This window comes from Paenibacillus sp. cl130 (assembly GCF_900116035.1).
Classification (GTDB): domain Bacteria; phylum Bacillota; class Bacilli; order Paenibacillales; family Paenibacillaceae; genus Paenibacillus; species Paenibacillus polymyxa_B.
In genome coordinates this window covers 771,083-795,754 of sequence record NZ_FOYG01000001.1, presented here as the reverse complement: position 1 = coordinate 795,754, position 24,672 = coordinate 771,083, and the positions used below count along the sequence as shown (strand labels likewise).

22 protein-coding genes are annotated in these 24,672 nt (G+C 45.6%); 13 read left to right on the top strand and 9 right to left on the bottom strand.

The genetic code is table 11. The annotated features are described in order from the left end of the window. Positions 1-57 precede the first annotated feature (57 nt). The 9 genes from BM358_RS03715 to BM358_RS03675 all read left to right on the top strand — a co-directional run bounded on the left by BM358_RS03715 (position 58) and on the right by BM358_RS03675 (position 10,713). The gene (locus tag BM358_RS03715) at positions 58-1,644 is read left to right on the top strand and encodes a S1C family serine protease (protein ID WP_023987800.1); all 1,587 of its coding nucleotides are present in this window, start codon (positions 58-60) and stop codon (positions 1,642-1,644) included. Between the two features lie 149 nt (positions 1,645-1,793). Beyond that, a complete protein-coding gene (locus BM358_RS03710; protein ID WP_013309432.1) occupies positions 1,794-2,483 on the top strand; it encodes a response regulator transcription factor in 690 nt (229 codons plus the stop codon). Between the two features lies 1 nt (position 2,484). Further along, positions 2,485-3,963 (top strand): sensor histidine kinase, encoded by a 1,479-nt coding sequence (locus BM358_RS03705; RefSeq protein ID WP_013309433.1) that lies wholly within the window; start codon positions 2,485-2,487, stop codon positions 3,961-3,963. A gap of 110 nt (positions 3,964-4,073) precedes the next feature. Beyond that, a complete protein-coding gene (locus BM358_RS03700; protein ID WP_013309434.1) occupies positions 4,074-5,030 on the top strand; it encodes a 4-hydroxy-3-methylbut-2-enyl diphosphate reductase in 957 nt (318 codons plus the stop codon). Between the two features lie 263 nt (positions 5,031-5,293). Further along, complete coding sequence (gene aroF, locus BM358_RS03695) at positions 5,294-6,331, top strand: 3-deoxy-7-phosphoheptulonate synthase (RefSeq protein ID WP_023987802.1); 1,038 nt, start codon at positions 5,294-5,296, stop codon at positions 6,329-6,331. A 271-nt stretch (positions 6,332-6,602) separates the two neighbouring features. Continuing rightward, positions 6,603-8,027, top strand: coding sequence for a type I glutamate--ammonia ligase (gene glnA, locus BM358_RS03690; protein WP_028542951.1), 1,425 nt, complete (start codon positions 6,603-6,605; stop codon positions 8,025-8,027). A 265-nt stretch (positions 8,028-8,292) separates the two neighbouring features. Beyond that, positions 8,293-9,384 (top strand): 3-phosphoserine/phosphohydroxythreonine transaminase, encoded by a 1,092-nt coding sequence (gene serC, locus BM358_RS03685; RefSeq protein WP_028542950.1) that lies wholly within the window; start codon positions 8,293-8,295, stop codon positions 9,382-9,384. Positions 9,385-9,623: 239 nt separating this feature from the next. Further along, a complete protein-coding gene (gene trmL, locus BM358_RS03680; RefSeq protein ID WP_023987805.1) occupies positions 9,624-10,088 on the top strand; it encodes a tRNA (uridine(34)/cytosine(34)/5-carboxymethylaminomethyluridine(34)-2'-O)-methyltransferase TrmL in 465 nt (154 codons plus the stop codon). A gap of 376 nt (positions 10,089-10,464) precedes the next feature. Further along, positions 10,465-10,713: an AbrB/MazE/SpoVT family DNA-binding domain-containing protein gene (locus BM358_RS03675; RefSeq protein WP_013309439.1), complete on the top strand. Its 249-nt coding sequence runs from the start codon at positions 10,465-10,467 to the stop codon at positions 10,711-10,713. 99 nt (positions 10,714-10,812) lie between these two features. Here BM358_RS03675 and BM358_RS03670 read toward each other — a convergent pair whose 3' ends face one another. Together BM358_RS03670 and BM358_RS03665 are read right to left on the bottom strand one after the other, a co-directional pair. Beyond that, entirely contained in the window at positions 10,813-11,880 is a 1,068-nt protein-coding gene (locus tag BM358_RS03670; protein WP_023987806.1) for a phosphodiester glycosidase family protein, read from the bottom strand. Then, positions 11,877-12,284: a hypothetical protein gene (locus BM358_RS03665; protein WP_023987807.1), complete on the bottom strand. Its 408-nt coding sequence runs from the start codon at positions 12,282-12,284 to the stop codon at positions 11,877-11,879. The genes BM358_RS03670 and BM358_RS03665 overlap by 4 nt, the downstream gene beginning before the upstream one ends. Before the next feature lie 275 nt (positions 12,285-12,559). Here BM358_RS03665 and BM358_RS03660 point away from each other — a divergent pair, with 275 nt between their 5' ends. Then, entirely contained in the window at positions 12,560-13,216 is a 657-nt protein-coding gene (locus BM358_RS03660; RefSeq protein ID WP_023987808.1) for a response regulator transcription factor, read from the top strand. 50 nt (positions 13,217-13,266) lie between these two features. Then, the gene (locus BM358_RS03655) at positions 13,267-14,520 is read left to right on the top strand and encodes an aminotransferase-like domain-containing protein (protein ID WP_023987809.1); all 1,254 of its coding nucleotides are present in this window, start codon (positions 13,267-13,269) and stop codon (positions 14,518-14,520) included. A gap of 19 nt (positions 14,521-14,539) precedes the next feature. Here BM358_RS03655 and BM358_RS03650 read toward each other — a convergent pair whose 3' ends face one another. Beyond that, on the bottom strand, positions 14,540-15,373 hold the full coding sequence (locus BM358_RS03650; RefSeq protein ID WP_023987810.1) for a DUF2161 domain-containing phosphodiesterase: 834 nt from the start codon (positions 15,371-15,373) through the stop codon (positions 14,540-14,542). A gap of 283 nt (positions 15,374-15,656) precedes the next feature. Here BM358_RS03650 and BM358_RS03645 point away from each other — a divergent pair, with 283 nt between their 5' ends. Continuing rightward, positions 15,657-17,552 carry a PrkA family serine protein kinase gene (locus tag BM358_RS03645; RefSeq protein ID WP_023987811.1) on the top strand — a complete coding sequence of 632 codons (1,896 nt, stop codon included), beginning with the start codon at positions 15,657-15,659 and terminating at the stop codon, positions 17,550-17,552. Between the two features lie 290 nt (positions 17,553-17,842). Continuing rightward, positions 17,843-18,865, top strand: a complete 1,023-nt coding sequence (locus BM358_RS03640; protein WP_028542949.1) for a globin-coupled sensor protein — start codon at positions 17,843-17,845, stop codon at positions 18,863-18,865. Between the two features lie 141 nt (positions 18,866-19,006). Here BM358_RS03640 and BM358_RS03635 read toward each other — a convergent pair whose 3' ends face one another. The 6 genes from BM358_RS03635 to BM358_RS03610 all read right to left on the bottom strand — a co-directional run bounded on the left by BM358_RS03635 (position 19,007) and on the right by BM358_RS03610 (position 24,485). Further along, positions 19,007-19,903, bottom strand: a complete 897-nt coding sequence (locus BM358_RS03635) for an aminoglycoside phosphotransferase family protein (RefSeq protein ID WP_023987813.1) — start codon at positions 19,901-19,903, stop codon at positions 19,007-19,009. An 18-nt stretch (positions 19,904-19,921) separates the two neighbouring features. Further along, positions 19,922-20,932 (bottom strand): aminoglycoside phosphotransferase family protein, encoded by a 1,011-nt coding sequence (locus BM358_RS03630; protein WP_028542948.1) that lies wholly within the window; start codon positions 20,930-20,932, stop codon positions 19,922-19,924. A 206-nt stretch (positions 20,933-21,138) separates the two neighbouring features. Then, positions 21,139-21,690 carry a PepSY domain-containing protein gene (locus tag BM358_RS03625; protein WP_028542947.1) on the bottom strand — a complete coding sequence of 184 codons (552 nt, stop codon included), beginning with the start codon at positions 21,688-21,690 and terminating at the stop codon, positions 21,139-21,141. Positions 21,691-21,809: 119 nt separating this feature from the next. Then, the gene (locus tag BM358_RS03620; protein WP_023987816.1) at positions 21,810-22,403 is read right to left on the bottom strand and encodes a PepSY domain-containing protein; all 594 of its coding nucleotides are present in this window, start codon (positions 22,401-22,403) and stop codon (positions 21,810-21,812) included. Between the two features lie 22 nt (positions 22,404-22,425). Then, complete coding sequence (locus BM358_RS03615) at positions 22,426-23,787, bottom strand: sensor histidine kinase (protein WP_028542946.1); 1,362 nt, start codon at positions 23,785-23,787, stop codon at positions 22,426-22,428. Beyond that, complete coding sequence (locus BM358_RS03610) at positions 23,784-24,485, bottom strand: response regulator transcription factor (protein ID WP_023987818.1); 702 nt, start codon at positions 24,483-24,485, stop codon at positions 23,784-23,786. The genes BM358_RS03615 and BM358_RS03610 overlap by 4 nt, the downstream gene beginning before the upstream one ends. Between the last annotated feature and the right edge of the window lie 187 nt (positions 24,486-24,672).

Below are 24,672 nucleotides of genomic sequence, written 5' to 3'. Positions count from 1 at the left end.
AATAAAGTCAGTTAAACAACACCACCTTGAAGCATAGGGTTTGGGAGGAGATATACAATGGACGAATTTAAAAATAATAACTCCGGACGCCGGAACGACAACGATCAGGTTGATACCGATAATGCAACTCGGCAAAACGATTCGAACGGTTCCTCATATTATTATTCTTACGGCCCTTTTTCTTCAGTTCAATCGGACGGACAACGTAAGGAAGGGCAGTCGGTGGAAAAGGATGTTGAGATTACGCCACCACAGGCAGTGAGACCTCTTCCTCCCTCATACCATCGCGCTATGCCTGAGCAACAGGATGGTTCGGGTCGGAATGGTGGCAACTGGCAATTCAAACCGAATAAGCCCAAGTCGCAGGTGAAAACAATTTTCTTATCTTTTTTGGCTGGGATGCTGGTCATTACGGTATTGATGTACACAGCTGACCGAACAAATATGTTCACACCCGAGACGGCGTTAACTTCGGCGGCAGCTGAAAGTGGAGAAACGACTAATTCAGGAACAACTGGCTCGACTCCAAGCGCAGTTCCGGCTGTGATGCCTTCAGGTACCGCTGATGTTCAATCTGTTGTGGCCAAGGCTGGTCCGGCAGTCGTCAAAATCGAAACGCTTGCCAAACAAACCAGTGGTAGCAGCGGCAGACAAAGCAGCCCTTATTACAATGACCCGCTGTATCAATACTTTTTCGGTAATCAGTATGGTGACAGTGGCAGTAGCGGTAACAGTAATGAAAATGAAGGTAGCAACAGCGGGCAGCTGACTCCGCTTGGTATTGGTTCCGGTTTTATTTTTGATAAATCGGGTTACGTCCTAACCAACAACCATGTTGTTGAAGGCGCGAGTGTGGTTCAGGTTACAGTAGAGGGAACTAATAAGCCTTACGAAGCCAAAGTCTTGGGCAAAAATGCTGATCTTGATTTGGCGGTACTTAAAATTGAAGGCAAAAACAACTTTCCGACAGTAACTTTGGGTGACTCCGATAACGCTAAAGTCGGCGAGTGGATGGTCGCAATCGGCAACCCTGAAGGCTTTGAGCATTCGGTAACAGCCGGGGTGCTAAGTGCGAAAGAACGTACGATCACCATTAATAGTGAATCGACTGGAAAACCGACGCAATACAAGCATCTCATTCAGACGGATGCGTCCATTAACCCTGGTAACTCTGGCGGACCGCTGTTAAATCTGCAAGGGCAGGTTATCGGTATGAACGTAGCTGTTAGTGCAGACGCACAGGGAATCGGGTTTGCGATTCCGTCCAATACAATTTTGGAAGTCGTCGATAAGCTGAAAAATAACCAGCCTATCCCGAAAGAACCTGTACCTTTCATTGGTGCAAGTCTGTTAAATTTGAGTCCTGAAGTAGCCAAAGAATTGGGCACATCCCTAACCGAAGGCTCGGTAGTACGGGATATTATATACAAATCGCCAGCTTATCAGGCCGATCTGCGTCCTTACGATGTGATTATCGGAGCCAATGGCACGCCTTATAGCACATCACAAGAGCTGATCCAGTTCATTCAAAAACAAAAAGTGGGTACAGCACTGACGCTTAACATCGAACGAGCTGGGCAGAAAAAAGATGTTCAGCTGAAAATAGGCAACAAAAATGACTTTAGCTCGACGCTTCAGCAATAAGCTGATAACTCTACAAAAATGAACATGTGCACGCAAGAAACGGAAGGAAGATCCCTTCCGTTTCTTGCTGTATGGAGCAGCCAGATGCTACACGCGTCTACTCCTGCTACAATAGAGGGAAAAGAAGAGATAAAGGAGTTCGATCGTGTATGCGTTCTACTATTCTGATTATTGATGACGATGAAAAAATTGTTTCCATGCTACGCAGAGGGCTGGCATTTGAAGGCTATGAAGTGCTGACAGCCGCCAATGGAGCAGAGGGATTAAATAAAATGCTGACAGCTGAGCCTGATGTGGTCGTGCTGGATGTAATGATGCCGCAGGTCGATGGTTTTGAGGTATGCCGTCGCATGCGGGAGGGTGGAAGCACGGTACCTGTCCTGATGCTTACAGCCAAGGATGAGGTTGAGAATCGGGTTAAGGGCTTGGATCTAGGGGCCGATGATTATCTCGTCAAGCCGTTTGCTCTGGAGGAGCTGCTGGCGCGAGTGCGAGCGCTTTTGCGGCGTAAAACCGAACAACAGGACAATAACGGAAATCGGCTTACCTTCGAGGATTTACAACTGGATAACGAATCCCGTGAAGTGGTTCGTGGCGGCAAACGCTTGGAACTGACAGCCAAAGAATTTGAACTGCTCCATTTGTTCATGCAAAACCCCAAGCGTGTTCTGTCGCGTGATCTGATTATGGACAAAATTTGGGGCTATGACTATAGCGGAGAATCGAATGTGCTGGAAGTATATATTGCCATGCTACGACAAAAAACGGAGCAGGATGGCGGTAAACGGCTCATTCGTACAATTCGGGGAGCTGGCTATATTTTAAGAGGTGATGTGTAATATGTCTATTCGGTGGCGGCTGACAGCTTGGTATTCGAGCATCTTGGCTATTGTACTTGTCATTTTTGGTCTGGCTATTTACGGACTAGTATATTACTACACATATAATGAAGTGAAAAGTCAGCTTATGACTCAGGCGCCACAGATTAACAAGCAATTACGCCTTATTATTAAAGGGGGATTGTTTGAAGTCCCTAACTTGGATTTAGGATTGGAGCAGGGGCGTGGAATAGATGACTCACAGCTATATGTACAAATTTACAATTATACGTCCGGGGTTACCAAAACCACCCAAAATATGAAAGACCTCAATATCACCTTCCCTGTTCCATCTACAGCGGCAGGAGCAGTTCAAAATGAGGGGATTCGACGTGTGAACGTAAATGGGGATTCCTTTATGATTTATCAACAGCCCATTAAGTCCGAGGAGTTGGGGTTGGTGGTCGGGTTGCTACAGGTAGGACAATTCACGGGCTCTCAGGATCGACTCATGAACAGGTTACAAAATGTGCTTGTATACGGTTCGTTGTTTGCATTACTCGCTGCTGCGACCTCAGGTCTCTTTCTGGCTCGCAAGTCTATGAAGCCGCTGGTCAAGGTCATTGAGGGGGCAAATCAGATTCAATCCAGTAATGATTTGAGTGTACGGATTGAATATGACGGACCACCAGATGAAATTGGACAATTAATCGGGACGGTTAACAACATGCTGGGGCGTACAGAGGTGTTTTACAAGGAGCTGGAAGATGCGTACGGTGCACAGCGTCGTTTTGTGGCTGATGCTTCCCATGAGCTTCGTACGCCGCTAACGACGATCCGTGGCAACGTTGATTTTTTGCTCAAAATGTGGACTACCGAACCAGGAGAGCGACCGAATATGGATGAAGAGATGATTCGCGAGCTTTCTATGGAGGCATTAAATGACATGGCGGATGAAGGCAAACGGATGAGCCGTTTGGTGAGTGATATGTTGTCACTCGCGAGAGCGGACACAGGGAAAACGTTCGATAAGACTCCCGTTGCGTTGGAACCGCTTGTAAGTGAGGTTGCCCGTCGTGCTCAGTTTTTAGAGCGAACGGCCGAATGGAATGTGGGAGATTTTTCGTTGCTGAATGGTATTTATATGGATGGCAGCAAGGATTATTTGCAGCAAATGCTATTCATTTTCATTGATAATGCATTCAAATATACACCTGAAGGCACAGTCCGATTTGATGCCATTATTTATCAAGGACAGGTGGGGCTACGGATCAGTGATACGGGCATTGGAATGGATAAGAGTGAGGTTCCCTTTATTTTTGACCGTTTTTACCGGGCAGATGAGTCACGCGGGGTGACGGAGGGAATTGGGTTGGGGCTATCTATTGCCAAGTGGATTATTGATGAACATCACGGGTCTGTGGAAGTGGTTACGCGCCAAGGAGAAGGAACGACATTTGTCATCTGGCTTCCGGTCAGCTTTTCCGCGCCTTTGGAATAGGCTATAATAGGAAGGCAACTACATCATAGAATTGGCCGGTAGAGGCGTGGAAGCCCACAGCTGCCCAGTTTTGGAGCTGTATACTGTGTCGAAGAAAGCGGGGGCTCATTTTGGAAGTACTCAGAATTTCGCCCCGGGGTTACTGCTACGGCGTAGTCGATGCCATGGTATTGGCACGTCAGGCAGCCAGAAATCTGGACTTACCCCGGCCTATTTATATATTAGGCATGATTGTGCATAACAGTCATGTCACCAATTCCTTTGAAGACGAAGGGATTATTACACTGGACGGTCCGAACCGTATGGAGATTTTAAGCCAGGTAGAGAGCGGCACTGTTATCTTCACTGCTCATGGCGTATCACCAGAGGTTCGCAAGCTGGCACGAGACAAGGGGCTGACTACGGTAGATGCGACTTGCCCTGACGTCACAAAAACGCATGATCTGATTCGGGAGAAGTCTGCCGAAGGCTATCAGATTGTTTATATTGGCAAAAAGAATCATCCAGAGCCGGAGGGAGCTATCGGTATTGCTCCTGACCATGTTCATCTGATTGAAAAGGAAGAAGAAATCGACAGTCTTACGTTACCAGCTGGCAAAATCCTTATCACGAATCAGACGACCATGAGTCAATGGGACATTAAGCACATTATGAAGAAGCTGCTGGAGAAGTTCCCAGGTGCTGAGATACACAATGAAATCTGTTTGGCGACGCAGGTACGTCAGGAAGCGGTAGCTGAGCAGGCTGGACAGGCGGATCTGGTGATCGTTGTCGGTGATCCGCGCAGTAACAATTCAAACCGATTGGCTCAGGTTTCGGAGGAAATTGCTGGTACAACAGCTTATCGTATTTCTGATGTGACCGAGCTGAAGAGGGAGTGGCTTGAGGGAGTAGCCAAAGTGGCTGTGACTTCTGGGGCTTCCACGCCGACACTGATTACCAAAGAGGTTATTACGTATTTGGAGCAGTATGATGCGGCTAACCCGGATACGTGGGAGATTCAGCGAACCATAGATATGAAAAAACTGCTGCCTCCTGTACGGGAGAAGTCAAAAACGACGAAATAGTTTGTGATTGATTACAGCCGTTATTCGGATACAACCATCCGGATAGCGGCTTTTCAAATTGTTTTAATTTATAGATATTATTCGGTTAGCTTCACTAAGTTAGAATATTGAATAATTCGGGATAATTAAGCCTTGACGAGTATAGCTAAAACAGGTATAGTTGCTTTAACGAATAAAAGCTTAAAAGCGAACAAGCGTCTAAGTGTCATAATATCAATCTATAATGGGTTAATAAAATATGTATCATAGAGAGGAAGAAAAAAATGATCGTTATCGCTGGTGTTCAAACACCTGAAGAACATATTCAAGCTATTGTTGAAGTTATTGAGAAAGAAGGATTGCAGGCTCATGTATCAAGGGGATCGGATCGCACGATCATCGGACTGATTGGTAGCGTAGAGCCCAAGCTGGCTGAACATCTGCGTCAAATGAAAGGCGTAGAAAATGTGGTTAAAATATCGAAGTCCTACAAATTGGCCAGCCGTGATTTTCATCCGGAAAATACGGTTATCTCCATTAAAGGTGTAAATATCGGCGGGGGCGAGCTTGTCATTATGGGTGGACCATGTGCCGTTGAATCTGCTGCACAGATAGATGAAATTGCTGGATTGGTCAAAGCAGCAGGTGCGCAAGTTCTCCGTGGAGGTGCTTTTAAGCCGCGTACAGGGCCTTATAGCTTCCAGGGAACTGGTGTAGAAGGTTTGATCATGATGGCTGAAGCAGGCCAAAAGCACGACCTCCTGACCATCACAGAGGTCATGACACCTGAATACGTAGACATTTGTGCGGAATATGCCGATATCCTGCAAGTAGGTACACGGAATATGCAAAACTTCGATCTACTGCGTAAGTTGGGTACTTGCGGCAAGCCAGTGTTGCTCAAACGCGGCTTTAGCTCGACTTATGACGAGTTCTTGAATGCTGCCGAGTACATCTTGGCAGGGGGCAATCCGAATGTTATGCTGTGTGAGCGCGGTATCCGCACATTTGAAACCTACACCAGAAATACACTCGATTTGTCTGCGATCCCTGTGTTGCAACAGTTGAGCCATTTACCGGTTATTTCTGATCCTAGTCATGGCACGGGTAGACGTGAATTGGTTGTTCCTATGACGAAGGCTTCGGTCGCTGCCGGAGCAGACGGACTAATTATTGAAATGCATACAGATCCCGATAACTCGATGACGGGGGATGGTGTACAATCCCTGTTCCCAGATCAATTTTCAGATTTGCTGAAAGATTTGGAAATATTGGCTCCTGCTGTGGGGAAAACATTTCACACGCCTAGTACCATTGCTTAAAACCAATGTTTAACATTAATGCATAAAAGTTTTGCTGCAACGCAGTAATGAGATTTAAATTACCTAAAAGCCCGATGTTTCGGGCTTTTTGTGCTATTCAAATGTTATCAAGGGCGTAAGCATATCTAACATTAGTTTAAAAAATACCTTACATAGCTATTGACCCGTGTCATGTTTGAGATTTATAATGACGACAGAAAAAAACATTCGATCATGAACATTTCAGGGTTGTATAAGACTTAATGTTCGGAAAAATTGGGAGGAAGAAGACATGTCCGTTGAAAACGTATTGAAAACAATTCAGGAAAATAATATTGAGTGGGTAGATTTTCGTTTTGTAGATTTGTCTGGTCGTGCTCACCATATTTCATTGCCAGCTTCCGAAGTAGATGCAGAAACATTTGTTAACGGTGTTGCTTTCGACGGTTCTTCCATTCCCGGCTATCGTGGCATCGAGGAATCCGACATGGTTATGCTGCCCGATCCAGAAGCGGTTTTTATCGACCCTTTCACTCAGCATCCTACACTGAATATTCTGTGTGACATTGCTACGCCAGATGGCGAAAAATACGACCGCGATCCTCGCGGCATTGCAAAAAAAGCTGAGGCATTTCTGCAATCCGCAGGAGTGGGCACAGCAGCATTTTTTGCACCTGAGTCCGAATTTTTCATCTTTGATGATGTTCGCTACGAAAGCGGCATGAATAGCTCCTCCTTCTTCGTAGATTCCGAGGAAGCAGCTTGGAACACGAACCGTAAGGAAGAAGGCGGCAACCTGGGCTTTAAAGTGGGAGTGAAGGGCGGATATGTACCTGTAGCGCCAGTAGACACCCAACAAGATATCCGTAGTGAAATGTGCCGTTTGCTTGAAGAAGCAGGTCTGAGAATTGAGCGCCATCACCATGAGGTAGCTACGGCAGGCCAAGCGGAAATCAACTTCCGTTTTGACACACTCAAGAAAACAGCAGATAACCTGCTCGTCTATAAATACATTGTACACAACACAGCTCGTCAATATGGTAAAGTGGCAACATTCATGCCGAAACCAATTTTCGGGGACAACGGAAGTGGTATGCACGTTCACCAATCCATTTTCGATGGTGACACTCCTTTGTTCTACGAAAAAGGTGCTTATGCTAATCTGAGCGAAATGGCTCTTCATTATATTGGCGGTATTCTGTACCATGCACCTGCATTGATCGCTTTGACAAATCCAAGCACAAACTCGTTCAAACGTCTCGTTCCTGGCTACGAAGCACCAGTTAACCTGGTATTCTCCAAAGGTAACCGTTCTGCGGCTGTACGTATTCCAGTAGCGGCTGTTACTCCAAAAGGCTGTCGGATCGAGTTCCGTACACCAGACTCCACTGCTAACCCTTACCTTGCCTTCTCAGCGATGCTGATGGCGGGTCTGGATGGTATCAAGCGCAAATTGAACCCAATCGAATTGGGTTATGGTCCACTTGACACCAACATCTACGAGCTGTCTGACGCTGAAAAAGGTAAAATCCGTAGCGTACCTGGTTCATTGGATGAGGCTTTGGATGCTCTGGAAGCTGACTGCGAATTCTTAACTGAAGGTGGCGTATTTACGAAGGACTTTATTGATAACTATGTAGAGTTCAAACGTTCTGAAGCTAAATCGGTGAACATCCGTGTTCATCCACACGAATATAGCCTGTATTTTGACTGCTAATAACTTGATTGCTTAGCTGCTTTGAATAACAACCACTAGCTTACGGGTAACAGTTGTTATTCAAGATAGGTCTCCGGTCTTATGCCGGGGACCTTTTAATATTAAAGTGAAAATTACAAAATAAAGATGTTAAATACGTTAACATTCACAACTTTGTCACATCATAAATGAAATTGAAAACATTTTTATACAAGTCTTGAACGCATTTATGAATACTGCTATCATAGCGATAATATCCACACCAGAGTAGAGAAGGGATGGGAATTTGTTGAGTAAGAGAGCCTACAATTTTAATGCAGGACCAGCGGCATTGCCGCTTAAAGTACTGGAACGTGTACAAGCTGAATTCGTAGATTTCCAGGGAACAGGGATGTCGATCATGGAAATGTCTCACCGTGGAGCTGTGTATGAATCTGTTCATAATGAGGCGCAGGAACGTCTGTTATCTCTGCTGGGCAATCCACAAGGCTACAAGGTGTTATTCCTACAAGGGGGCGCAAGTACGCAGTTTGCAATGCTGCCTTTAAATTTCTTGCGCGAAGGACAGACTGCGAGCTATGTAATGACAGGTAGCTGGTCGGACAAGGCATATAAAGAAGCCAAGCTACTGGGCAAGGCTCATATTGCCGCATCCTCCGCTGATGAGAAGTACATGCGTCTTCCGAATGTGGATTCCTTGGACTTGCCTGAGAATACTGCTTATGTGCATATGACGTCCAACGAAACGATTGAAGGTACACAATTTAAGCAATTCCCGGATACGGGGTCCGTACCATTGATTGTGGACATGTCCAGCGATATTTTTTGCAAGCCTTTTGATGTTACTCAATTTGGATTGATTTATGCTGGCGCACAAAAAAATCTGGGACCTTCTGGTGTGACGGTCGTGATTGCCCGTGAAGAGTTGCTGACTTCCTCACCGGACAATATTCCTACGATGTTGCGTTATAGCACATATGAAAAAAATAACTCTCTCTACAATACTCCCCCATCCTTTGCCATATACATGGTGAATGAAGTGCTGAAATGGATTCAGGAAGAAGGCGGTTTGGAAGGCATTGAGCGTGTGAACCAGCAGAAAGCTGCTTTGCTATACGACCGTATTGACAGTAGCGAAGGCTTCTATCGTGGTTGTGTGGACAGCGCTGATCGCTCTATCATGAATGTAACCTTCCGCCTCGCGAATGAGGATCTGGAAAAACAATTTATTAAGGAATCCGAACAGGCCGGATTTATCGGACTGAAGGGACATCGCAGTGTAGGAGGGCTTCGGGCCTCGATCTACAATGCTGTTCCACTGGAGAACTGTCAAGCATTAGCCGAGTTTATGGACGGATTCAAGCAACGTAACAGTTAATTACGCGGACATATATTTCGATACACGATATTTAAAATCGAAAAAGTAAATGTAGAGCCTTCCCTGAATGTGTATAGGGGAAGGCTTTTAGTGGTGTGGGTTGAAATTTTTGTCGTTTGATGTTCATATCTGTCTGATTTTGTTAAAATAAAAGAATGTGTATGTTTTTAATGTATACACTTTGGTTAAACTGTAGGTTATTTGTCTGATGAATTTAATGATGAAGGGAACGAAACGTGATGCCATTACATATTGTGCTTGTCGAGCCGGAAATCCCGGCTAACACAGGTAATATTGCCAGAACGTGTGCTGCAACCGGAACTCATCTGCATCTGGTGAAGCCACTGGGCTTCCGTACCGACGATGCCACGTTAAAACGGGCTGGACTTGATTATTGGTATGCTGTCCACATTGAATATCACGAGTCTTTTGCTGAAGTGCAGGAGAAATATCAGGAAGGCCGCTTTTTTTATGCGACGACCAAAGCGAATCAGCGATATAGTGATATTGCATTTCAGGATGGAGACTTCTTGGTATTTGGTAAAGAAACGAAAGGTTTGCCTCCAGAGCTGCTAGCTGCTAATCCAGATACATGTATCAAGATGCCTATGTCTGATAAAGTAAGATCTCTAAACTTGTCGAATTCCGCTGCGATTATTGTATATGAAGCGCTGAGACAAATGGATTTTCCGGATTTATCATAAAGAGCATCGAGTGAACAAGTATAAATGCGAATAAAGAACCAGGACCTTAGTTGCTAATAAGAGTTTCACCTTTGTTGCTCAAAGGTACATGACAGTGGAGCTTAAATAAAGGTTGTATGGTCGAAAATTTGCGAAATTTCTCAGCGAGGGCTAATGATAATTGGCTTTCCGGTCGATAAAAATATTATAGACATTCTGTACCATACTTTGATATGGTTCATGATTTTATGAAAAAATGTAATAAAATTTCCTGTGATCAGCAGGATTCGACAAAAAGACAGCGAATACTACATAAAGAATAGTGTCTTTGTACCTAGTTTTTCGCATGGTAAGAAATTTGTAAGTTATTACTCAATAGGAGAGGTGTACGATCACGATGAAACCTGCCGGTGTGGTACGTAAAGTTGATCAGCTGGGGAGAATAGTTTTGCCTAAGTCACTGCGTAAAAGGTACCAAATGAATGAGGGAGATCCTGTCGAAATTTTGGTTCAGGGTGACCACATTATTTTGGAGCGTTACCGTCCAAAATGTGTATTCTGCGGGTCAGTAGAACAAGTGAACGATTTCAAAGACCGTTATATTTGTGCTCAATGCCTGACAGAAATGACACAGTATTCCTCCTAAATGAGGCAAAAGCATCACGACATTCGTTCGTGATGCTTTTTTTCGGATAGAGCCGTACGTCGGCTAGCATATTTAATTTAGTAGTAGACTATTAGGTAGCTATTTATAGAACAAAAAATGAGTAGGGACTGGACGCAAATTACCATCTGACGGTTTGTTTACGACTCGACCGTTAAGTATAAGCGACGAGGAACCGCCTCCGTCCAAATTATAGGCATCTTGAACACCTAGATTGTACATTTTCCCTTGCAGTTCTTCGAGCGTCGCGCCCGAACCCCCGCTTTCATTGTAGCCGTCTACGACAATAATGAGCAACTGATCATCTTTATAGTTGCCAATGACCGTACGCGGGGCCCGCTTGGGGGAGACTTTCCATTTGTCAGGAATAGGCATTTTTTGTCCCCTTTGCAGCAGGACGGGAACGAAGGTAGCCCCAAAGGCAGGCTTTAAGCTGTCAAGAGCACCTTGACTGTAAAATTTGCCACCGATAAGCTTGCCATCGTTACTCAGTCCGACGAAGGATAAATCCTTAAAACTGGACTGAAAGCCAGTAAGGTAGTGGCCGTTCAAGACAGTAGTGCTTAATGGATAGCGTTTGCCGTCTCCATCCGCAAAGCCGCCTGCATTGATGCCTGCAATAGCTCCGTGTCTCAAGACTGCACGCATGGTGGTTTCGGAGCCACCCAATTTGTCACTTCCCAAAGACATTTTCATAGCAGTAGGATCTTTAAGTTTGACCTTCATAGCGTAGCCATGATAAATTCCCGGGTTTACCTTAAACAATTCAATGGTAATCCGGTTGCTATCTACCCGCTCATAGGGAACCCCCAGTTTGGCGGTGATACGTCGATCATAGATGATCGCGGGCCGCTTGGACTGCGTAGAGGCAGTCACGACAAGCTGATTCATCGTTTGGGTCGTTTGCTTGTATAGCTCAGAAGTCCGGTGAATCGTAGACAAGGTGTATGTTGCCGTTTGCTTGGCTTCATCAAGCTGCTTGCCTACTGATTGCGTTTGTAGAGTGACTTCAGCTTTTTGCAGACTCGAAGAAGTAGACCCAGGAAAGCTCAATGAGGGATGCACTAACAAAATACACCCCAACAAACCGATAAAAGGAGCAAGGGCCAACATAAAGAACCGGTTCACTTGTTTTGCGTCTACATTCATTTTAGCAAGTCCATTTTTTTCTGAAGTGTATTGAGTTGCTGCTTGACTTCGTTTAATTGGGTATACAGTTTATTGCTGTTATCGGTCTTATTGTTTGCATTATCCTTCGTAAAGGTCAGTAGTTCATTGAAGGACTGGACTTTTCCCTGCAATCCGCTAACTTCCTTGGAAAGAGCAGTCAGTTGCTTTTCATAGTCAGATTTGAGTGCTTGAATCTGTTGGTCTGTATGGGTTTGCATCTCGTTTAGCATTTGCTGCTTCAAGTGATTGCTATACAGATAGGTTGCGAGAGCACCTAGTATAATAAGAATGAACCAAAATAGCAGAAAAGCCTTTACGGGTAACCCCTTTCTTGAATTGCTCCGCCGAGCTTCGGTAGGAGGACGTTCAGGTGAAGCTTGCATACGATTTTCAACTCCCGTGTAAAGTCAAATTTCCAGTCTTTATTTGCAGTACCAATTCTATCATGGGCCTATTTATTTCGCAAAAGTGAAATAGTCGTATAAAAATATTGGAAAAAGAGATTGCATCGGAAGGAAGTCCTAGGATACAATTTCCTTAAACGTTTTTCGCTTCCTATACGTTCACATTCGCGCAATTTCTACATATGCAATCCCCAATTTTAGAATTATTTTCGCTACTAACTATGTATTTTTTTGTAAAATCAGGAGGTTTAGATATGAGAAAAGTATGGCAGGTGGTCATCATAGATATCCATCCTACAAGTATGCTGGGAACAAAGCTTATTTTGGAAGACCAGCAGGATTTGCTTGTCAGAGGGATGTCTTCCTCCGGAACGGAAGGCTTGGAGCTGGCTTGTTCCATTCGACCGGAAATCATTTTAATGGACTACAGGTTGCCTGAGGGAACGGCGGAACCATTTTTGACACAAATGCGGGCCTTGTCTCCGGACAGCCATATTGTTATTATGACGGATGAGGATAATATTACGTTGTTTCAGCAGCTAATTTCGCTTGGAGCAAATGGAATGTTATCCAAGCAGGCATCACCGAGCCAGTTAATCCATCTGATCAACGGTTTACGCGAAGGATTTGCTTCTTTACCAATGGACTGGATTCGGTGTGGAAACTGGCCCTTTATGCCGTTAATGGCATCCGAGCCTTTTGACGAATTGACACAAACCGAAGTGTTTATTATGGAACGTATTGTACAAGGTATTACATATGACAAAATTGCTATCGAGATCGAAGTTAGCCGGCGCTCCATTGATAATTATCTACGTAAAATTTATGCGAAATTAGGCGTGTCCAGCCGGGCGCAGGCGATTGAACGTTATGCCTTATATGCGCGTCAGATGAAGCAGCTATATGCCTGACGCGTCAGCCCGGAGATCATGACCTATTTTTCAGGAGAAGGAGGATGTTCATGCAATATTCCTTTGCTTCACGAACGGCTGCGATGTTGGCTTCTCCAGTGCGTCATATCCGGGAAAATGCGAGAAGACACTCCTTTATATCTCTGGCTGAAGAACTACCTGCACAAGAGCTGTTTCCGGTGAAGTTGCTGGAAGAAGCGGCCCATGATGTGTTTGGCTCCGGCCCTGACGCCCTCCAGTATGGTGAACCGGAGGGCTATTTCCCTTTGCGGGCATGGCTTGCGGGAGAGTGGGAACAGCGTAAAGGAGTAAGAGTACCACCAGGTCAAATCCTTCTCACGACAGGCAGTCAGCAGGCCATTGACCTGATCATAAGGCTGATGGTGGATGAGCGTGATCCGGTATTAGTTGAAAACCCGACATCTCCTGGATGTTTACAAGTACTATCTATGCAGGGTGCGCAGATCGTTCCTGTAGAATCAGATGCGGAAGGTGTCATTCCTGATAAGCTTGAAGCTTTAATGATCCGTTATCGACCCAAGCTTTTTTTTGCCACGCCAACGTTTACAAACCCGACGGGCTCCTTGTGGAGCGCGGCAAGGCGGCAGGAAATTTTGGACCTGTGCAGGCATCATGAGGTGCTAGTAGTTGAGGATGATTCTTATGGTGAATTGCATTTGAAGCAAAAAAATGAGTCCCATGACAAGAGTCCGCATGGTCAGAGTCGAAAATTTGCAGAGACTTACCCCTCACTATTTGCGCTGGATCATGCGGGCCAGGGAGGTCAAGTACTCTATATTGGTTCGTTCAATAAAACAGTTGCTCCTGCGCTGAGAACGGGTTGGGCTGCTGGTCCTGCACCGTTAATTGAAGGGATGTACGCCTTGAAGCAGCTGGCTGATATGCAATCCAGTACGATGAACCAACGGCTGCTGTTCCAATTGTTGACCAGCTCGCGTTTTCAATGGCACGAGCACTTGGCGATGTTGAACAAGGAATATTCGACTCGACTTCAATTAATCTTGGAGCTGCTCAAGCGCCCGTTTTGGAAAGACGTGACGTATCATATTCCGTCCGGTGGCATGTATGTATGGGTGCAGTTGCCCGATGGGCTGGACAGCGCATTGCTGCTAAAGGCGGCGTTACCCAAAGGCGTAGCCTTTATGCCAGGTGCGCTATGTGCGGTTGGCAGTGAAGGCGCGTCCCATATCCGACTCAATTTTAGCCATCCGGGCCGTGAGCAATTGCTTATGGGCATGAATCTGATCGGTGAGACGATCAGTGAATTTACTGCGCGGAGCTAGCAAAAACCATCGCCCCATGTCAGTCATCCTCCGCTTCCGCAGCAACGGTGGAGTAAGTGATTGGCGCTTCCGCAATCTGAAGCTGTCCACTGTCCTCGTCAAGCTCTGCGTCCATTCCAGTGGCCGTTTTAATGCCATGCTCTTGCAGTACTGCCGCATACTCGTTCAGGGCAGCTTCGCCAAACGGAGTCAGTCGATAGCGGCCGCGGGATACGCGCTCAAACCAGCCGTAGTAGTTGTGCTGAAGTACGGCAGCAGCTGTGCTGACGGCTGCTATGCGGGCGAGCTGCGCCGGAGCGGCTTCCCCCAAGCTCTGCAAGGCTACGGCTACACGCAGCGCTTTTTCCCGATAGGCAGTGACCAGCTTGCGTCGGGTGCTGCCGCCGATATTGTGGTCACCGCTGCGTGCGTGAAATTCCCGCAGCAGCTTTTCCTTGCGCGAGCCGGGGCGTACCTTTGCTGCATTGTGGACATTGTCGCTAGGCGCCGCAGGCTTACACAGTACCTCAACGAGCGGCGGCTTAGTTTTAAAATGGGTGACGGTGAGCAAGCCAAGTCCTAACTGGCGGCACAGTCCGACCAGCTCGTTCCAGCGCTGATTGACTGCCCCTTTTTTGGCACGATTCCGTTCTACAGCTACATATACATTGCTGCTTAGTTTCAAACGCTGCATGCCTTGCAGCACAAGCGCCAGGTTAAACGTCTTTTTGATCTCCACAATCAGTGGTGTCTGTTGCCCTGGCTTGATACCCACCAAATCGCAGTTGCGTACCTCTCCTTTGACTTCATATCCCAAGTTCTCAAAAAAGGCTTTCACCGGAGCGTACAGCTCCGTCTCATGCCGAACCGCCATGACTTCTCCCGCTCCTTTATCCCATTATTCCGAGCTTATATTGTACCATAATGCGTCAGGTCCGCGTCGTTGTTGTATATTTTAGCACAGTGTATCCCTTGGTTTTTTCGAAAAAGCAGAGAGACCTGTCATAAAAAATAGGTCAATTCTTAAATCAATCTGCATAGGTATGTATTACACTTTTTTTAAGGGGATTGCATCATATCCTGAAAGGCGTGACGAGTGTAGCCATAATCATCAGGAGTGGAGGATAGTCATTACGCAGTCATGGGAGGAACCGAGCATGAATATTTTTGAACGCGTTGCGGAGTACCGGGCGGAAAACAACCGTCTGGCCTGGAGCGGCACTTTTAGAGAGTATATTGAGATACTCAAGAAAGACCCGACGCCGGCGATGACAGCTCATGCACGGGTTTACAAGATGATTGAATCTTTTGGTGTAGAAGAGGTTGGGGGACATAAGCGATACAAATTTTTTGAGCAGGAGATCTTTGGACTGGATCGAGCGCTGGAAAAGTTGGTGGAGGAATATTTCCATTCATCAGCCAGGCGGCTCGATGTACGCAAGCGTATCCTTCTTTTGATGGGACCCGTCAGTGGGGGGAAATCGACATTGGTCACGTTGCTAAAACGTGGTCTGGAGAAATTTTCGAGAACGGATCAGGGAGCTGTATACGCGATTGAAGGCTGCCCCATGCACGAGGACCCGCTTCATCTGATTCCCCATGAGCTGCGTCCCGATTTTGAAAAGGAGCTGGGTGTACGGATTGAAGGTAATCTCTGCCCATCCTGCCAGATGAGATTGCGCACGGAATTTGATGGCGATATTGAAAAGGTCCGCGTGGAGCGGGTATTTATATCGGAAGAAAACCGGATTGGTATTGGTACGTTCAGCCCTTCTGATCCGAAGTCACAGGATATTGCTGATTTGACGGGCAGCATCGACTTTTCCACGATTACGGAGTATGGTTCGGAATCTGACCCGCGTGCGTATCGGTTTGACGGAGAATTGAACAAAGCGAATCGTGGACTGATGGAGTTTCAGGAAATGCTGAAATGCGATGAGAAGTTTTTGTGGAATTTGCTTTCTCTGACCCAAGAGGGAAACTTCAAGGCTGGGCGGTTTGCGCTCATCAGTGCAGATGAACTGATCGTGGCTCACACCAATGAATCCGAGTATAAAAGCTTTATTGCAAACAAAAAGAACGAGGCGTTGCAATCACGGATGATTGTAATGCCGATTCCTTATAACCTGAAAGTATCTGAGGAAGAAAAGATTTACGCCAAGCTCATTGAACAAAGTGATATGAAACATATCCACATTGCGCCTCATGCGCTGCGAACGGCTGCCATTTTCTCCGTGCTTACCCGCTTGAAGGAGACGAAGAAACAGGGGATGGATCTGGTCAAAAAGATGCGCATGTATGACGGTGAAGAGGTCGAAGGATACAAGGAAGCCGATCTGAAAGAAATGCAAAGTGAGTTTCTAGAGGAAGGTATGTCCGGGGTAGACCCGCGGTACGTCATTAATCGTATTTCTAGTGCATTGATTAAGCAAAATGTGGAATCCATCAATGCCCTGGACATTTTACGAGCAATTAAGGATGGTCTGGATCAACATGCCTCCATCACAAAGGAAGAACGAGAGCGCTATCTGAATTTCATTTCCGTGGCTCGTAAGGAATATGACGAATTGGCTAAAAAAGAAGTGCAGAAGGCCTTTGTGTACTCTTTCGAGGAATCAGCCAAGACGTTGTTTGACAACTATTTGGATAACATCGAAGCTTTTTGCAATTGGGCGAAAATTCGCGATCCACTCACAGATGAGGAACTCGACCCGGATGAGCGGCTCATGCGCTCTATTGAGGAGCAAATCGGGGTATCGGAAAATGCGAAAAAAGCGTTCCGTGAAGAAATATTAATCCGTATTTCCGCGTATTCTCGCAAGGGACGGAAGTTTGAGTATCATCATCATGATCGGCTGCGAGAAGCCATTGAGAAGAAGCTGTTCGCCGATTTGAAGGATATTGTGAAGATTACGACTTCGACCAAAACGCCTGACGCTAATCAGCTCAAACGGATGAATGAAGTGATTAAGCGATTGATTGAGGAGCATGGCTACACAGGAGCCAGCGCTAACGATCTGTTGAGGTATGTAGGTAGCCTCCTGAATCGGTAAGACGAAATAATAAACAAGTAAGTATGGTGAAATCATGGGTTAATCTGGATGGTGCCACACGGTTGTGAGGTATCCGATCAACGTGTTTCGTAGAGGGAATTCGGCAAGCACAGGGGATTTCAGGTGCTGCCGGATTCTTTTTTGTATCATCAGGCAGTTGTGATTATATATTTTCTGAAATTGCTATGAAAAAAATCATAATCAATCTTCTGCTTTTTTAACAATTTCTAAAAAGTTGCCGATAAATATGGTAATGTAAAATATATGTAAACTATTATTTGGAGGAACTTATGATTCATGTCGCGGAGAGTAGATTAAAACAGATACAATATATTGGTATTACTGATGATGATTTGGCTTTATTGCATCATTATCAGGGACTATTCCAATCTATTGTGAATGAGGTGGTCGATCGGTTTTATGAGCATGTAGAAAAGGTTCCGCATCTCATGTCGATTATTTCCAAATGGTCGAATATTGAACGACTAAAACAAACACAACGTGAATACTGGCTTTCTCTCGCAGATGGAAAAATAGATGATCAGTTTATCGAACACCGTCTTTTTGTGGGGCAGGTACATTCCCGAATCGGATTGTCTTCCGATTATTATTTGGGCACGTACATTGCTTATCTTGATATTGCAGTGGACATTTTAAAGCGTTCGGGGATAGAGGACTGGTTTTTTATTGTGCATGCTCTTTCCAAAATGTTCAACCTGGATTCCCAGCTTGTACTGGAAGCTTATCAGGAAAAGGAAAAGGAACAAATCAACGAGCTGGCCGACGAACAAACGCAGGTGCTGACCGTTGTGTCCCGAATTGCGCAAAATTTGACCGGGATGATTGCTGAGCTTAGGGAAAATACGGATAATATCGCGGAGAGTGCCTGCAACACTGCTTCTTCGCAGGAACATACAGAGGAATTGGTACAGCATTTGAGTGACGAGATTAAGCATATTGAGCAGATGAGCGGTACGATCCGGGAACTGTCCGATCAGACTCATCTGCTGGGACTGAATGCGGCGATTGAGGCTGCCCATGCGCAGGAAGCAGGGCGCGGGTTTCAAATTGTGGCACAGGAGGTGCGAAAGCTTGCATCCAATTCGAAGCAAGCACAGGAGCAAATTCAGCGCAAGGTGCTGGATATTGCCCGTATGCTTGACAGTGTACAATCCGAAACAGCTGCCACAACAGCCAGTGCCCGGCAACAGGCTTCCAGCTCAGAGAAATTGGCTTCGTTCACAAAGCTGATCGAAAACATGGTGAAGGAATTGGAAATGCTACAGCACTCCTCGGAAATGCTGCAGGTGTAAGATGTGGCTTGAATGTACTATGGGGGCAGCAAGTCGATTGGCTTTAGCGGCATGCGCTTTTCCTGTAGTTGTTGTCAGAACACAAAAAAACAGACCTTTTCAGCGGGTCTGTTTTTTTTTGTTTAGTTCCAAGCTGACAGATTATAATAACGATCTAAGTTCACGTCGGTATTTGTTCAAATGCACGAACGACGGAATGACTCGCTTGGCAGAACGGAAGCCGCCTATTCTGATATTGCGGACCACATGATAGGGAGAGATCAATAGTGCGTGAAGCAGATGCAAATCATGGGTGCTCAATGGACGATATCGTTGATAGTAATCTATCGCGCGCAGCATCTTTGTCCCATTCCAAAGACAATTCCGATGAAGAAGATGGGAGAGATCTTTCATCCTTACATGTAGGGAGCAGTTTTCAAAGTCGATCAAATGGATTTTGAGCTGTTTGTCTTTAATCAGATTGGGATAATTATAGTCGCCGTGTATAAATGCGGCGGCTTTTTGCTCCTGAGCAATGGCTTCTCTAACTTTGGGCTGCTGTAGGCGATGGGACACTTCTTCACAAAGAGCTACGAGATGTGCTGTGCCTCTGTATGGGATGAGGCGTTTTTTGTATCCAGCTATTTCATCGCTCAAGCCTTCATAACGGATTCTGGATGGCGGAGCTTCAGTGATAGGAAAGCTAACGGCACTGGAATGGAATTTGGCTAAAGTAGCAATTCCCTTTTTGAAGTCTATTCTTTTTGTGAATTCTGGTCTGAGTCCATGAACCCAATTGGTTAATGTATACGAAACACCTTCATAGGTCATGTAAGCCGTTTGTTGTACTGTTGGATAGACCTTTTGGCTGCGTGTAAACCCGCGCTCATCCAAGTAGGACAAGACACGTGTAATAAAACGGATCTCTTCTTCCGGAAATTTGTAGGGTTTTAAGCAATAAGTCGTATTAGCGGTCTCAATCTTGTGAATGTCCTTCATTTGACGGGTACGCTGAATTTTGATTCCGTACATCTGCTCAACGTTCGATAAAATCGACATTTTGATCCTCACTTTCTTTTATACATGAGCCCACTCTTGCAAAATATGGATGATTTGTAATCGAAGAGGCCACGACTGATCCCAATTGTCCAGGATTTCGCGATCTCTTGAACGATTCGGGTGTCGGGAAGCATGCCAGGCTTCTCGTGGTAGTTTATATAAAGCTGTAACAATCTTCCGTTCAGTACGGCTTAGTGGTTTACGCTTTTGGTATCCCTTCAGCAAGGATTGCACAAATTCAGGATTGAATTGAGTAGTATTCATAAGGGCCTTTGCCAAATCAGCATAGATTGAGCCGATTTTAGCCCGATCCCAATCAATGATTTTGAGATGACCGTCATCCGAAATAATGACATTTGGGGTAGTGATATCACTGTGTATCAAGGAGGGATGCCGATGTTCCATCCGAAGCAGCCTTATGATGGATGCATCCTGCAAATCCTTCCATGCTCGCCTGGATAAACGTTTGCAGTCTTCGCCGTGAGCATTGTACCAGTTGCGGTACGTTTTATCATGGCGACTGTTTTTTATCATTTTTCTTTGAAAAAGACGATCCTGGTTTTTCCATATCCGCAATTGTTGAATGGTTGGAGGGGACTTTCCTTTATCCATCCGATGCAAGCCGGTGGAGGTGGCGTGAAGTGTGGCAAGTGCCCGCCCCAGTTTTTCGAAATCTTCAGCGGTCTCCAGTCCCCGTCCTTTGATCCACTGACTTACATAAAATGGCGTTCCTTGATGTAGAGTCCATAACTTACCGGAATGAGTGGGGAGCCATGCGGGCATGTAGGTATACTTTCTCTTTTTCAAAAGCCTTATATGACTCGCAGCTCGTTCCATCTGTTGAATCGTATTTGAACGGATCATCTTTGTACGACTAAAGGGCTTTAATGCATAAGTTCCCTTTTTCGTTTTCACCTGGATCACTGCATTTTTTCGGTATAATGATGAGACTAAGCTTGATTTTAACGGGATCAGGCCGAAACGACGGGTGATTTTGCGAATCTGTGCTTTAGTATAGGATTTCGCCATAAGAACCTCACTTGACTTTGGATTGAAGAAAAAGGTAATCCTCTGTTAGTTATCAGTCTATTCATGAAGAAATAATAGGTGCAGTTTTATGAAGCCATCTTCGTTCTTTTCCTATGTCACATTGGTCAAAAAAACGGAGCAGCGAAAGTTCGCTGCTCCGTTTTAATTAGCTCTGTATTTAGTTACCCTGATTATGACCTGGGTGATTAATATTCGTTGTCATCATCATCTTCGTCTGTATCCACGATTGCGCCAGATGATGCATGGATTTCAAGCTCAACGGTTCCTTCGTTGGTGAGTACCTTTACCTCGTAGATGAACTGTCCATCTTCCTTATCCAATTTAGAAGACAAAAGGGTACTCACGGGTACGTGCTTAAGCGCAATTTGTCCAGCCTGTTTTTCAGTCAGGGTGATGTGATTTGGCTTGTTAAGGGAGGACTCGTCATTCGAGTCATGATCAAGCTCAGAATGGGAACGGATGGTTTTCCCAGTATAAGCATCAACACCTATATCCCAATCTTTATCCCCTTGTTGGAGATCCACCTCATAGTAGACTTTTCCGTTCTTGCGCTCCAGTTCGACATCTTCAACTTGTGCATTATTCCCTACAGCCTTCTTGGCAATGTTGGCAGCGGCGGTCGCTCCAATAAGGCCCGTAGGTTTAGCGGCCCATACGGCATTCGCTGAGACACCCGTAACTGTAACTCCAAGCAGAACCGTGGCTGCCATAATTCCTAATGTATAGTTTTTTTTCATTACATAATTCCTCCTTGTGCTATAAGCATGAATACAGCTTATCTCTTGAACATGAGAGGAACATAATAGAATCATGAGAAAACCATGAGAAAACATGAGCTGAGATGATCATCAAGTCGTCATGATTCGTTGTGCTCCTGTTTTTCTTTTTCCCACGTTATAGAGTCGATAGAGCCCGATACTGCATTGACCTGTACTACTGCTTCACGCCCATCTTTTACCTCAACCTCAACCAGATAGTAGAGGCCTTTGTCGTTGCGATGAAGCTCAATATCATCGGATGTTCCGTTAACTGCTTTGGCAGCAAGCTTGGCTGCTTCTTTCTCTGTAATAACGAGAGAAACCGGGTCAGGTTTATTAGCTGGATTCGATGTGTCTCTGGTTGGTGAGGTACCGGGTTTGTGATCTTGGGGCTCCTGCTTCGCATCTGTATAAGCCTGTGTCCGCTTAATGGAGTCGATGACACCGTCATAGGCATTGGCTTTTATATCGTACTTCCCTTTGGCGCGTTCCAGCCTGATCAGATAAAAATCACCCAAGCGTTGGGATTCGAGCACCTCGCCGGGATACTGATGCAAAACGGATTGGATGACGGCTTTTTCTTCCAATGGAGAAGCTGCTAACGACCGTGCCCAAGGCCACTGTAAAAGACAAATTGTAATCAATACAGCCGCCAGCGTACCCCCAATCATCCACACATAGATGGCTTTCATCGTTATTCCCTCCTTTGGCTTATTATTTTGGAACGCTAGGGAGGATGATCGTTGCAGTTGTTCCGCTCCCCTCTACACTTTCTAGCCCAATTTGAGCATGTATAGCTTGTGCAATTCCTGTAGCCAATGATAAGCCTAGCCCAGCCCCACCTTCCTCGCGGCTTCTGGCTTCATCCACACGATAGAAGCGGTCGAATACTTTAGATAACTTTTCTTCCGGGATTCCAATTCCTTGATCTGTGATTCTTATGCAGGGTTGAGCTGTACCGCCCACCGTATCAATCATCAGGTGTATCGGCTCGTCACTGTATTTGCGTGCATTATCCAAAAAGATAAATAGCAGCTGCTTCAGCTTATTTTCATCGGTATAGCCAATGCAGTCTGTCTGTACATCCAGTTGAATTTGTCGGGCGAACGCATTTTCAAATGTAGCTTTTAATTCTGTCGCTATTCTGGTCAGGTGTACAGGCTCCAGCACGACATTCCATTGTTCTTCGTTTCTGGCCAACAGAAGAAGCTGCTCTGCCATGTCCTTCATTCGGATCGCCTCGGAATGAATCGCTTCAACGGATTCGGCGAAAATGTTGGGATGCTGCAACCCCCGCCGTTTGAGCAGGCTGGCATAACTTTCAATAATGGTGAGCGGTGTCTTCAATTCATGGGACGCATTAGATACAAATTGTTCTTGCCTGACGAAATTCCGCTCCAGCAGTTCAATCATGTCATTAAATGTTTCTCCCATTTCGACCAGTTCGTCGCGTGATGATGAATTGAGCGGAAGGCGTTTAAATTTCCCGCTGCGCTGAATTTCTTTCATCGTGCTAATCATAGATGTAATTGGACGTGTGATCAGTCTGCCGAGCAGCCTTCCCGACACCACAACAGGAATGAGCGCAATTCCAGTGACAGCCACAAGTACAATTCTGAGTACCTGTAGCGTCTGCATCGTCGGTTGCAGACTTTCGGTCACCTGGAGATTGACAACCTCGCCATTGGTCCAAATCATGGGGAGCGATACAAGAATGTAACGATTGCTTTCATAGGTAATCATGCGAACCTGCCGTGTTTCATCAAAAACGCCCTTCATCAAGCTAAGAGATTGCTCGGAAGAAGAGGTGATAGGGGGAAGAAAGTCACCTTCTGGTTTCATCAGCCGAAGCATGCCATCCAGCGGTACATAGGCTCGGAGAAGATCCTCAGCGGCTACGGATACCGGAGCACGTTGAATCCCACGAACTATGTTCTCTGCTGCGGCCTCTACCTGGTCTTTTCGACTGTCTATCGAAAGTTGGCTGAATAGGAAGTAGACTGAGAAATGAATGGCCACAAGTAAAACCCCGAATAATAACGAGGTATACGTATGGATTTTGTTTTGTAGCTTCATAAGGATTCCTTCAGAACGTAACCAATTCCGCGTACAGTATGGATCAGCTCAGGGAGCTGGCGCGTAGGGTCGATTTTATTGCGCACGTAGCGAATATACACATCGACCACATTGGTATCGCCCATATAATCTATGCCCCATACATTTTCCAGTAATTGTTCACGGCTAAGTACCTGCCGCTGGTGTCTGAGTAAATGAACGAGCAAGTCAAACTCTCGCGGTGTAAGCTCAATGTTGTGCTCTCCTCGAAGAACTTCACGAGTACCTTCATGGAGACGTAAATCCCCGGCACTAAGCCATTTATCTACCCCTTGTGGAGCCATGTCTTTCGTTGCACCCACTCTGAGTGCGGCCCGTACACGTGCAAGCAGCTCTTCGATCACAAACGGTTTGGTAACATAATCATTGGCTCCCAAATCGAGTCCCTCGACCTTATCTGCAATGGAACTTTTAGCCGTCAGCAAAATGACAGGAACGTTCGCATCATGCTTACGAATCCTACGAAGTAGCTCGATGCCATTGAGACCGGGAATCATAATATCCAGCAACACTAGATCCCAATTGCCTTTGCAATACGTCTCCAGCCCATCAATTCCGTTTTTTTCTTTACATACTTGATAGCCTTCAAATTGAAGTTCGATCTCTAGAAGCCGGGCAATCTTTTCTTCGTCTTCTACGATCAAAATAGATTGTTTCATGATCATGCCCTCCTGTAGGCGAATAGCCGATACGGAAGTATTTTAGCATATACGGACAGGTAAGGCACTTCAAAGCGCAGGGCAGTGAGGGAAGAGATGTTTATAGCGCGTTATATTTATTTACATTAAAAGGGATGAAAATGTAATGATAGCGCTATGATTTTGTTTTTTTATCCTTTATGCACAA